Annotated in this window: 11 protein-coding genes and 1 pseudogene; 6 read left to right on the plus strand and 6 right to left on the minus strand. The window is 31.1% G+C overall.

Features of this window, described 5'->3' with window-relative positions:
• Positions 1–1,993: 1,993 nt before the first annotated feature.
• From ACAM25_RS00780 to ACAM25_RS00795, 4 genes are all read right to left on the minus strand, one after another.
• Complete coding sequence (locus tag ACAM25_RS00780; protein ID WP_369610454.1) at positions 1,994–2,164, minus strand: hypothetical protein; 171 nt, start codon at positions 2,162–2,164, stop codon at positions 1,994–1,996.
• 73 nt (positions 2,165–2,237) lie between these two features.
• Positions 2,238–2,507 carry a hypothetical protein gene (locus ACAM25_RS00785; RefSeq protein WP_369610455.1) on the minus strand — a complete coding sequence of 90 codons (270 nt, stop codon included), beginning with the start codon at positions 2,505–2,507 and terminating at the stop codon, positions 2,238–2,240.
• A 481-nt stretch (positions 2,508–2,988) separates the two neighbouring features.
• Positions 2,989–4,485 (minus strand): hypothetical protein, encoded by a 1,497-nt coding sequence (locus tag ACAM25_RS00790; protein ID WP_369610456.1) that lies wholly within the window; start codon positions 4,483–4,485, stop codon positions 2,989–2,991.
• 707 nt (positions 4,486–5,192) lie between these two features.
• Positions 5,193–5,591, minus strand: coding sequence for a hypothetical protein (locus ACAM25_RS00795; protein WP_369610457.1), 399 nt, complete (start codon positions 5,589–5,591; stop codon positions 5,193–5,195).
• Positions 5,592–5,830: 239 nt separating this feature from the next.
• On the opposite strand from ACAM25_RS00795, the gene ACAM25_RS00800 reads away from it, so the two are divergent.
• On the plus strand, positions 5,831–6,778 hold the full coding sequence (locus tag ACAM25_RS00800) for an alpha/beta hydrolase-fold protein (protein WP_369610458.1): 948 nt from the start codon (positions 5,831–5,833) through the stop codon (positions 6,776–6,778).
• Positions 6,779–6,841: 63 nt separating this feature from the next.
• Here ACAM25_RS00800 and ACAM25_RS00805 read toward each other — a convergent pair whose 3' ends face one another.
• Positions 6,842–8,002 (minus strand): MFS transporter, encoded by a 1,161-nt coding sequence (locus tag ACAM25_RS00805; RefSeq protein WP_369610459.1) that lies wholly within the window; start codon positions 8,000–8,002, stop codon positions 6,842–6,844.
• Between the two features lie 864 nt (positions 8,003–8,866).
• Complete coding sequence (locus tag ACAM25_RS00810) at positions 8,867–9,877, minus strand: AAA family ATPase (RefSeq protein WP_369610460.1); 1,011 nt, start codon at positions 9,875–9,877, stop codon at positions 8,867–8,869.
• 196 nt (positions 9,878–10,073) lie between these two features.
• On the opposite strand from ACAM25_RS00810, the gene ACAM25_RS00815 reads away from it, so the two are divergent.
• The 5 genes and pseudogenes from ACAM25_RS00815 to ACAM25_RS00835 all read left to right on the plus strand — a co-directional run.
• A complete protein-coding gene (locus ACAM25_RS00815) occupies positions 10,074–10,508 on the plus strand; it encodes a hypothetical protein (RefSeq protein ID WP_369610461.1) in 435 nt (144 codons plus the stop codon).
• A gap of 283 nt (positions 10,509–10,791) precedes the next feature.
• A complete protein-coding gene (locus tag ACAM25_RS00820) occupies positions 10,792–11,232 on the plus strand; it encodes a hypothetical protein (protein WP_369610462.1) in 441 nt (146 codons plus the stop codon).
• 21 nt (positions 11,233–11,253) lie between these two features.
• Complete coding sequence (locus ACAM25_RS00825) at positions 11,254–11,460, plus strand: hypothetical protein (RefSeq protein ID WP_369610463.1); 207 nt, start codon at positions 11,254–11,256, stop codon at positions 11,458–11,460.
• 7 nt (positions 11,461–11,467) lie between these two features.
• Positions 11,468–11,629 (plus strand): hypothetical protein, encoded by a 162-nt coding sequence (locus ACAM25_RS00830; RefSeq protein ID WP_369610464.1) that lies wholly within the window; start codon positions 11,468–11,470, stop codon positions 11,627–11,629.
• A gap of 311 nt (positions 11,630–11,940) precedes the next feature.
• Positions 11,941–12,417, plus strand: a pseudogene (locus ACAM25_RS00835) (AAA family ATPase); the annotation flags it as partial.
• Between the last annotated feature and the right edge of the window lie 108 nt (positions 12,418–12,525).

Genomic DNA, 12,525 nt, shown 5'->3' on the forward strand with positions numbered 1-12,525 from the left:
CAATTAAGAAATAGTCATTTAAAAATCTACAAAAATATAAGTATCTTTAACACGTCATTTTATTTCATTATTACGACCTAGTCTTTAGTAAAACTCTTTTTGACACTGAAAAAATTTAGGTCTAATTCTTAATCTGACTTCGCTTCAAGCGAGGTTTCTCTCATTGATTCGTGGTTACATCTGAGGAGCAATCGAGAGGCTCAGAGAACTCTTCCCATCTTAGCTATTTAATTTGTCCATATTTAAACTCTGGAGAATTCATCCCGCCTAAAGGCTTTCTGCACACACTTTTGATAATTCGATTTTTTATCAGTTTACTAGGGGAGTAAACCGTGAAAAGAAGTATAATAAGTAAAGGGATGACAAACTGTGACATTATAATATTATTACAAATGTGATATTAATAAAGCAAAAATAAAAAGGTTTAAATACTTCAAAATTCAGAATTAGAAAACGGGGGTGGGGGAATGATGAACTACCAGGAAGCCGACCCTATGAGGGTCCGATCTGACCCCACCCCTTAGTTATCTCTCTCCTTATACTAAAATAAGCTTAACTTGTTGTTTTCCATACTATTTGTTTCGGTTTACTGGGGAGTAAACTGATTGTAAAATAGTAATATTATTACTATTTCGTTATTAAAGATAATAACGCGAGAAACGAAAGATTTAAATACCCCTTTTCAAAATCAGAAATCGGGGGATGAAGGGGATGATGAACGCCCACACATCTGAGCATGATGAATGGCTGACACACTGACCTGGACCCCTTCATCCCCCTATCATATTATACTCCTCCTTTCTAATTAAGCTTATCCTCTTAGAAAAGTACCTACAACTGTGGTATCTTTCTATCTGAAGATTATGAAATTAGAAATTGGGGCGGGCGATGATTGAGGCCTTGTGAGCTGACCGTGATGAGACAGGCTAGAGCTGAGCCCGCCCCAAATATATTTTCTCATTTTATCTAATTAAGCTTAAACTACTTTACCCTCCTTTCTCGGTTTGCTCCCCAGTAAACCGAATAGAAACAGGAAAACTAAAGCATGAAGAGAAGTAGCGTTAAACTTATTTTGGTAGAAGAAAATAAACAATCAACGGGGGCCTCAGCGCGTAACAAGCTCATCATGGTCAGCACACCACCTGTTCATCATTGGGCCCCCGTTTTCTAATTCTGAATTTTGAAGTATTTAAACCTTTTTATTTTTGCTTTATTAATATCACATTTGTAATAATATTATAAATAATTGCAATACTACGCCAGCCGACCCGCGCTTTTCTTCATCAGACCCCCAGCTTTAAGGTTTTGTAGGTTTTAGATAGAGAGAAGGATTAAAGTTAAGGGGGTGTGCCCCTTATAGATCTGACTTCCTCCGGCTGACGACTTATTGTTCTCCCCATTAATTCGGATTTACATCTCTCATCTTAGGGGCAGTCGAGAGGGTCAGAGACCCCCTCCCATAAAGATTATACACAGCTATATAATCACAATGATCCTCATTTAGGATATTTTAACATACGATAATCAGATTCTCGAACCACACTTAGGATAAATTTGAGATGAATAATTAGGGTGAACTTTCAGACTATGTTTCTTTGCTTCCCACTCTATCCAGTATTGAACATGGTTATATCAAGTATAGTCTACTCTAAACTCTTTCTCTAATTGCTTAGCACGAGAAATTATTTTGTCCAACTTTTCGACCACAAGTTGGTACTAAATTTAACAGCTTCCTCAAACATTTATAACAAACTATCAACACTAGGAAGAACTCTTGCAATAACTGGGTCTACAATAGAATAAACTCCTCTTTCCTCTCTCCTTATATAACCTTCATCAATTAACGTTTTTATTCCTTCATATAAGCTCGATTTTTTAACCCAATAAAAGATCCTTTACCACCCTTATTTGCCAAAAACTTTAGTACTTCCCTTTCATTTTTGCTAAGTTTATAATATTCTTGCTTTACAATTCCCTTTATAACTGGATCTTCCTACATTTTATTTAAACTGCATTTTGCACACTTAATGTCGATTTTCTTACAAGAAAGGCTAATTAATCCGTAATAGTTTAACCATGCTGGAATCCCATTTAACTCTTTGGCAACAAGAGTTAACGCTTCTTCCTCATACTCTTTCCCTTCTTCTTCATAGCCTTGTTTCAAAAATTCAACAGAGGTTTTCTCATCAGATTCTTTAACATAGATGGGGAAAAAGAATTGGTAAAATGGTTCCTTTTTATTCGGAAAAAGTCTTTTCTAATAATCCTACTGACGAGCCGGAAATTACATAAGAAACTCTCTTATGAAATTGCCATTTACTTCTCATAACGTGAAATAATCCTGGAAAAGATTGAGAAGCTAACCTTAAGTACTGGAACTCATCAATTACTATAACAAAATTTATGTTATAATCTTCTGCTAATTTCTCTGGCAAATCAAGGATTTGAGGAATGCTTTCTTTCATTTTTCCTCCTTCAATAAGCATTTCTATTTCAGTTAATGGCAAATTGAATGAAATTTTTATATAACCAATTAAGTTTCTTAGCTTTTTGACTATTTCACTCCCTTTTATACTAATTGTTTCTATTATCTTTCTCTTCTTTTCTACTGTGCTAAGAAATTCAGTGAGGATTAAAGTTGAATAATAAGTGAGAAAGGAGGTTAGATCAAAAGCTTTTTTTCTGAAGTGAAGTCTTCAGCAGAAATACATCGACAGTATGTTAATGTTTTTCAAGGTCTTTAAAATTATTGAAGTTTTTCCTATTCTTCTTACTCCTATTAATGCAGTAGGCTGTTTTCTTTTTATCATATTGGAGAGAGTATTAATTTCAACTTCTCTATCAAAAGGATCTTCAGTAGGTTTTCCTGGGTACCCATAATTTCTGGGTACCCAGACTTTGATTTTTTAGTATATCCTAGAGTGGAATGTGTAAAAGTTAAAGAAATTCACACATAGTTTCTCTAACTACTTTAATGTCTTGCAATAACTAAATTGGAAGAGAAATTATAATATAAGATAAATACTCAACTTTAATAAGGAAAAGTATTATCACTCCTTCGAGTAACAATGCTACATAAGGATTTACTTTTTTACCAATGTATATAAATAAAGGTGATAAGAAAGGAAATGGATAAGAAAGAGCTAAAAAGCTTATCATATCTCTTACATTTATTTTATCTTCATTTTTCATTAAGTTAAAAAGAATTACAAAGAAGAGGGAAATTGGTAAATAAAACTCAGTAATTATTATTTCTCCTATTACTATAAGGTAAAGGGAGTAGGTAAGATACAAGACGCTAAGAATAAGTAAAATCCATTTCTCTCTAAATTCCCTAGAAGTTAGAAATAAAGAAATTATAACACCAGCTAGAGAAAAGAAATAACTGTATAAGGGGTAATGAAAGAAAATGAAAGCAATAAGAGGAATGAGAAGAAAAACACCAGAATACCTTTTACTTGCTAACCCTAAACCATAAACTGGGTTTGCTAAAGAAAGTACAGCAATTGGTAATCCCTTAATTTCAGCTTTTAATGGAAATGAAATTGCTAAGGCTGTAAGCATAAAGAGTGTAAAGAAAGGCAAGTTGAGGAAGTAAAAGTAAACTCCAAGGAAGACTAGCATAACGCTAGTCATGTACACGTAATAATCCTTTAATATTCTTGCAACGCGAAAATAAGGAAAATACCTAGTAACTAAAACTAACAGGATAAGGTATTCTATCTGATTTAAAAGAGTGTAATTGAAAGTCAAAAAAAGGTAAATTGCTGAGGCTAAAGGAATTAAAAGAAAGTAAGAAGGGGTTTTTCTTATTAACGTAAGGGATAACGGTGGGTAAAGGAATGAGAAGAAAGAAGGTATTATATCAGCATATTTTAATTTCCTTTTAAGCTCAGCTAAAGCTATTAAACCTAAGTAGGGATTAAAATAAGCAAAAAGAAGTGAAACCCATGGAGAGAAAATTAACAAGGCTGGTAATAAAAAGTAAAGGTGAAAATAAACTAAAACTGCTGAGGAAACAGCTACTATTGAAGTTTTTTGACTTATCCTTCCTTCAATAAGAGATGAGATTATACCAGCTAAAATTAACATGAAAGCAGTATTACCGAAAGTGACTATGTAATTACCTTGAAGAAATGCTGTTACTACAAGAAGAGAAATACCGGCTGATAGAAGACCTTTTCTATCAAGGAAAGAAAGAAACAACATAAGAATGTAGTTTTGGGTGAACAGAGAGAAGGCTAATGAAACGTAATAAGAGATTCCAGCTTTTCTATCTAAGAAAAGAAAAGGATAAGGAAGAATTGAGAGGAGTGCATGAATAGGGGAAAATGGAATAAGAAGTGCTGAAATAAAGGGTGAGAAGTATTTGAGTCTAAAATAGGAAGCATAAGCGTAAATTAAAAGAAGTGAAATTTCGAAGTGAGGGAAGAATGAAGAAAGGAAAAGTAATGAACCAGCGAATATTTCCTCTTTATACTTCACTCGTGTAATAACTAAAGGATAATATAAAAAGTTGATGCTAGTCGTTACTGTTTCCGGAAAGTCTTTGTACTTTTTTAGTCTATGTTCATAGTTACCTGGCATAAGTATTAATCTAAAGACTTTCTTTACTTACTATCTGTTAGTTTAAATCATTATCGTTAGATGTTATAAGCGGATCCATTAAAGATTATTTTTAACTCTAAATGACAGTGACAAAAATGGTATAAGTCTTTATGGCGTGGGGTCATTTGATTGCTTACATGTATATAATCACACTATTTTGTTGCAGTCAAAACTGTTTAGATCATTAATTTCTAAATATTTAGTATTTCTATGACCTTTTCAGCTTCATTCTGGGATCATGTTTTCCATTTATAATACTTTGGGATATTGGTGTCTACGAAAACTGCCTTAACCATTAAAAACAGCCAAAAATAACTTATGACCCAAAGAGTTTGGATTTGGTATTTTTTTCTTACCTTCAGCTAGCAAATATAGCATAATACCTTGTAACATTGTTATATTCTCTACAATTTCGCCCTTTTTCCAAATATATAATTATTGGAATAGCAAAAAGGGATACCATAAGATATATTACGTTTATACTATTCTTTTCGTTAGGTGAGTCTATAGTCCTTCTATTTGGGTTTGTAATCTTTAAGTCTTTTAGTTTGAGATATAAATGTGTTATAAAACTGAGGTAAAGCTTATAATAAGAAATAATGAAGTCTCCCAAATAGTCCTTTGATGCCTTCCTCTATGAATTTATCTTTATTTATTCTTAACGCATCTATTAAATTTCCTAGTTTATTCTCAGCTATTTCTTTATATTCTCCAATTACAGTATTATGTTCAATTATGGAATAATAAAGTTCGAAGTCTTCTTTTAGCTTCTTATACTTTTCAGATATTGCTTTCAGTATCTCGTCATTTAATGAATTAGTTAAGGTAATTGCAAATAATTCTCCTATCTCAACAATATCATCAGCATATTTGTCTATTAAGTAATCCTCCATGTTTCTAATTAGTCTTCTGGGAAGATTATGGGAGGCCTTAATATTTCTCCATTCCATATAATCAGAAAATGATTGTAATAATTGTGACATTTTTTCTCACGTTATTTGTTTAAGCATGTATATAAATATGCATCACGAATAGAAATAGCATTTCCGTCGGTACTTAAAAGAATTTGTGAAAACGCAAAGTAAACTTAGCATACTGTGAAAGCGGTTTAGATTGAAGATTATCTTAACTCAGCTAATATTCTCTCATGCTTTTTAATGACATGTAGTCAGTCAATCTTCTTCCTTTATAACTTTTTAAAGTAAGTAGGAAAAAACAGTTTATGAAATATGAGATCATTAAGATCGAAAGTGATGCTTTAAAAGACAATTACTTAGGAGATCCTTACAATAGGGAAGTTTTAGTATATACTCCAGATGAAATTGGTGAACCAATGCCTCTATTTATTGAATTAGCAGGAATCAACTGGTCGGGAAATGTAAATAATAGGTTTCATCAAATAATGAAAAACATATTAGATAAAAAGGGAATAAAAGCTATTTTTGCTAATCCAAATTTCAGAACAAAATACAATCTTAACCAATATATTAATTCTCCTGCTGTAGGTAATTATGAGGACTTTATAATAAAGGAGTTAATTCCAACATTAAAAGAAAAGTATAATGCGGATAAAGTAGTTTTGTTTGGTAAATCTTCTGGGGGATTTGGGGCTTATACTTTAGCTGTAAGACATCCAGATGTTATACAAGCTTTTGCTGATCACTTTGGAGATAGTTGCTTTTATTTTATGTATTCGCAAGATTTTATTTTCACAATAAAGAGATTGCATGGAAAGTCTGTTGAAGAAATGTTAAATGAGTTATTTAGCAAAGACAGTCTGACTGATGATGATATGAGAATATTCAATGTATTTGGTAGTGCTGCATTTTATTCTTATAATTTGAATTCTAAGACTGGTTTTGATTTACCTTTTGATGTTGAAACTGGAGAACTTATAGATGATATTTGGAATAAGTGGTTATCTTATGACCCAGTTAGGAATGTTGAGAAGTTTAAAGATAGTTTGAAGAAGCTTAAGGCAATTTATCTTGACGTAGGAAATGAGGATGAGTTTAATCTTTTCATTGGAATGAGAAGTTTGCATAAAAAGTTAAGTAAACTTGGAATAGATCATTATTATGAAGAATTTAAAGGTGGACATTTCGGAAATTCAAATAGGTATTGTAAATCAATACCATATATTTACAGTAAGTTACGTGAAGAGAAATAGGAAAAATTAAACAGTGCGTAAACTCTTTTCAAACATAGGCGTTCTTTATAAAGGCAACCTCTATTATTGGTTGATTACAGATATTTTATTATATTCTCTTAGCATGATGAAAAAGAGTATTAGGCTTACAATTGCAAGTAAAGTAAAAGATTCTCTCAATCCAATTTCTTCTATAGAATACCCCATAATTATTGGTATGACTCCACCTAATCCTATAAGAATTCCGGAAAAATAACTATTAGCTATACTTCTTTCTCTTTCATCCTTAAAATTTCTAGATAGTAAAATCAGTGATGAAGGATAAGTTAATCCATGTGGTATTCCTAAAATTAACAGAGAGAGAATGTACATATAAAGGTTGTAAGATATAGATGCTAAAAACAAACCTACTATTGTACTTCCTACGTTAAGTAAAATGATTCTTAATATGTTTTTTGCGGGTCTAACAGTAAATAGTCCTCTACTTATAAAAGAAGTTAAGAAATATAAGGTGAATAACAAGGTAGATAAAGAGTAGTTAGCGTGAAATAAAGTTATAGCATAAATTGCTCCAAAAGTTTCAATCATTCCAAATGGAATATCATACATCAAGTTGTTAAATAAGGAAGCTAAGAAAGCTGGAGATTTTAAGATTGTGAGGTTACTATTCTTCTCTTTAACTCTGTCATCTTCAAATTTTATTTTAAAAGAAATAATTGGAACTAAAAAGCTAAATGCTGAAAAGAATATGAAGGCTTGAGTTAAAGAATATTTGGATAAAATAAGTGATTCTAAACCCGGGCTAACAATTAAGGAAAGGCTTAAAGATGCAGTATATAAAGAGATCATTCTTTCCCTACTTCTTTGATCTCCAATAGAACCAGCAAATGTGATTATGTTTGGAAATATTATTCCCATAGAAAATCCTGCTATAGCTGTAAATATCCAAATTAGAAAAGGGTTAACGAAGTAGAATAATAGAAAAGTTATGGCGTAAAGGATTGACGAAGTCTTCATGAGCTTACTTCTAAGAGAAGCAGAAAGCTTAGAGTTTATGAAAAAACTAGATATGAATGAGAATATTGACGCGATAGAGGAAACTAAACCTACAGAAAAGGCAGAAAAGTGGAAATAGTATTTAGCTATTAATGGTACTGTGGTAATTAGCATATTGTTTGAAGCCCTTATTGAGAAAGTGATTGTGAATATGATAATAGCCAATATTGTAAGTTCTCTAATCTTCATACGATAATAGAAGACTATATTTTATTTAAATTTCCCTATTTTGTCCTTTTTTATGACTGATAGAACGGAATTTGTTTACATCCTATCTATGATAGCTACAAGATAAGTTTTCAATAGAAAGAGTTCATTTATGACTATCTGTTTGGAATAAGATTTTAGTTATTTGTACTTGGGTAAAATAGAGTTGTTAGAATAAGTAGTTAGGCTATTGATAACCTAATTTTAATTAAGGAAATTACACTCTTGACTAAAGTAAATACTAATGCTTAACATCATCTCACCACATTCCCTAATTATGACTGAAAAAGAAGTGCTAATTCTCAGCTTTTAAGTTACCATAACTACAAAGGAAATTTAGGTTGAAAAATTAAATTGGGATAAATCTCTTTAGCAAACTTACTTAACGGATCACGAAAATCTTATTTAGATAAAATGAGAATAGTTTATTAGGGATGAAGGGGTCGGGAGTCTCAGATCTCAAGCCCATTCATCATTATCAGTATAGTCCGGTATTATAACCGACCCCTTCATCACCTGTTTTCTGTTTTGTTTTAAGTTCAAAAATCTTTTGTTTATATTGTTATTATCTTTAATAACGTAATAGTAATATTATTGCGTTATCATGTTGAATTATACCACTTCAACCTTATTTATCTAAAATTATGGAGAATGAGGATATCTGAAGCATACAAATTAACGCAACTTTTGCTTTAACATTACCGTCAGTTAATCTCCTTTGAACACTTTCAACTATAATGTTCAATTAGCATTAAGCAAACAATTATCCACGCATGTTAATAACATATTTTTAGTTCTACCATCTCTTTATATCTCTGCTGTCTGTCATACCTAAGTTCATCCTTCTCAACCTCTGAGGTCAATTTTTAACGTGTTAAGCACATCGTCAACTTCCTCTCCTTTATAAACATCTACTACTACCCCTTCTTTATCCTTTCTAAATCTCCATACTTGCAGATCTTGTGTAAAAGAGGTTAGATATTCTATGAATTCTAATGAGTAAGTAATGAGGAACCATTGTGAGTTTGATTTTTGAATAACGTCAATAAGTTTAAACATTAGTTGAGGATGCAAATAATTCTCTACATTATCATAAATTACAATGTCGTGAACGGTTGCCAGAATTAAAAATACTAACGATGAAATTCCACTTCCCAATGATTGAATACTCCTTATATCGCCTTTTTTATCTGTTAAGATAATGGAATTTCTTCCTAGATCGTCTTGGTAAAATCCTAAAAACTTGTAGTCCAGTTCTTCCTCAAGTAATTTAATTACAGATGTTGTATTAAAGTTGGAAACAGTAAGAAAACTATTAATAAATTGTGGAGTTATAGGATTTGGCAAGGAAAATGCGATAAAATCTCTATAAGTCTTTAGATTGCCCACTCTAAACACAGCTTTTCCGGCTACATCAAACAGTATTAGCGATTTATACCCAGAACTTTCTTCCTTTACTATTACACCTGGAGTTTTCGTTGAAGAAAACTGTATAGTAGGTAAATTAAAGTTTCTTATATCATCTTCGCTTGCATTACTAACTTTTAAGTCATCAACTGATAAATCCAGTTTATCTTTAGCAAGAAAATAAAACCATCCTTCATCCATTCTTAAAGTTGACATAAGGCTAAAGAGGAAATTTGGTTGAAACTTGCTAACTCCAAGAAGGGCTATTGATAATGCCTCTAAGAATGAAGTTTTATAACTACCGTTGGGACCAACAATAATATTTATTTTAGATGGATGTAAAGTTAACGATTTTTTATCCTCATCAAAGAAGGGAGTATTTCTAATCTTGTTAATTTTAATCTCTCTAATAACACTCTGATTGTAATCTTGCTTCTTAATGCTTTCCATAAAATAAATATGGATACACATCTTTTTAACTTCTCAAACAGACTGACCTAAGAAAAATTTGAAAGAACATAAGAAAACCTTAGAAGTGGTATGAGAAATGTTGAAGAAAATATTTCGATGTGTATAGGATACTAAAATAAATACTATGGAGGTAAATTTTCCATTGACTAGCTGTAGGTAAAGAAGGGAAAATGTCATGACTTCATTTATCGTAAGTACTAATGAAGAAGTGTGTAATAGTGTAACTTATTCTGTAACTACTATATCGTGTGATGTTATAATGTCTGTATCAGTAAAGGATATTTATAATTCATACACTATTGAAAAAGCTGAGAGCGAGTTAAAATACTATCTTCAAGAAGATGAAATAAAATACTTAGAAAGGGTAATAGATATAAGAAAATTAATTTCTTTAATAAGATTGTTAGAGAGTCTTGGCTTACACGTTGAAGACGTTGAAATAGTTGCCGAAGAGCAAGAGATTGTTTTCATAGAAATTATGATAGACATAAAATGTGATATGAAATCTTGGACTACGTTTACTAAAAACATTAAGAAGTATTTAAAAGAAAGTGGTTTCTCAGACATAACCAAGATAGTAGCAATTTTATGCCATTTCGACAAATCTTGATAAGAAGAAATAAACAAGATAAGGCCTTTAAGAGAAAAACTTAAACACTGTTTATTTACGTTTGTGAGCCAAATACATTAAATGCATGAATTATCACGTTCAACGAGATAATTTTAACAATGAAATATTTAACTGAACTATTTATTAATAGGAAGTAATTTTAAACTCAGTAGTCTCACTTCTAATTAATTTTCAAGATAATATCACATAATAAAGAAATTCGTTTTACTAAACATGTTCATTATGTCAAAAAGAATTTTAATACTATAAATAAGTTTACTTTATGGACTTTACTTTTTGGGCCACCGAATATGAAAAATATAAGAACGCCTTCGATAATATAGTGTACGCTTTTAAACGTTTTCAAAATACGTTGCAGGAACAAGGATTTAATTATATTCAGCTTGAAGTGTTTCCATTTGACGAGAAAGTAGTTTCAATAACCTTTGGAGAATACAAGGAAAAGTACGAGGATTATTATGCAATAAATTTTGAGGATATAACACCATCTTTAGAAACGATAAAGTTTTTCATAAGGATAGTTAGCTGGAAAGATGTAGGTAACGAAAGAATTCTTACGCTTAATTATATTTGTGATAAAATAAATAGAAGCATCTCATCTGCAGAGTCTCCGTACTATTACAACTTGCTAGTTAAATGCTACGATAAGCTAACAGATCTACTAAAGGAAAAAGGAATATCATACTTACCTACCATAGTATGATGCTCTTTTTAGGGATATTTCATGAGCATAAAAGTAGTTGAGTTAGATTCTAATTACCTTTATAGATATATTGGTGATGATGAGCTTGAATTTATACGAAGAAACGGAGTGATATATTCAAAAAATCCTATGGGTACTTATTTTACAACTTTATTTACGAACGATTCGCAAAAAGCCATGATGTATTTATCTTTATCTTCGCCACCTAGATATAGGATTTCCTATTAATGATACTTTGATAGCACAAAACATTATATATGTAGGAAGAGTAGCACCAAAATACGGACAACCAGGAGGTGCTAAAGAATATATAATTAAAGGACCAATTCCTATAGCTTGTACAAAATATGTTTATGCATACGACTTTTCAAATGATATTTTGATAAAATTATTTTAGAAGTATTCTTCTTTTGAAACAAACGTATAGCATGAAATAAGAGCTTTTTATACATATAAAACTTAACAAGCGCCACTAGAATGAAAGACTAGCACATTTACATCTAAGTTTGATTTCTCATGTAATACGTCAAAATAAGACGAGAAGAATAATTTTTTGCTTATTATTTAAAATACTTAAGTTCACTCATATTTTTCATCTATTTTAAAAATATTGTAATGAAAATTAAGGAAAAGTGGTAAAGTTTGACTACCAGTTTTAACATAAAAGTGGTCAGATAAGAATAATAGTTTTCCAGTTACTTTACTATTGTGAGAGTTGAGGATTTTAAATCAGTTATTGCAGAATTTCTTAACAACGATCTACCTCCAACTGTAGGCAGAGAAATTAGCTTACCAACTGATGTAAATTATATTGTTACTTTAACTGGAGGAAGAAGAGCCGGTAAAACTTACCTTTTATTTCACACTATAAGAAAATTGTTAGAAGAAAAGAAGGCAAGCAAGGACGAAATAATTTACGTAGATTTTGAACATCCTTGACTGAAAAATGTGACTGTGCAAGAATTAGATAATATGCTTGTAGCATTTTACGAATTAACTGGTAAAAAACCAAAATATATTTTCCTTGATGAAATTCAAAACGTTAAAGATTATGGTAGTTGGTTTAGGAAAAGGATAGATGCAAAAGTTTATTTAACTGGCTCAACCTCATCTTTGACTCCTAAAAGAATAGCTGAGGAATTAAGAGGAAGAAGTATAAATTTTGAAGTTTTCCCTCTCTCGTTCAAAGAATTCCTTTCTTTTCTTAACGTGAAGGTTAATCCTAAGCTTGCTTTATATACTGAAGAAAAAGGTAAGATTCTTTCCCTACTGAGAGAGTACTTACAGTACGGT

It is taken from the genome of Sulfurisphaera javensis (assembly GCF_041154675.1).
Classification (GTDB): Archaea; Thermoproteota; Thermoprotei_A; order Sulfolobales; family Sulfolobaceae; genus Sulfurisphaera; species Sulfurisphaera javensis.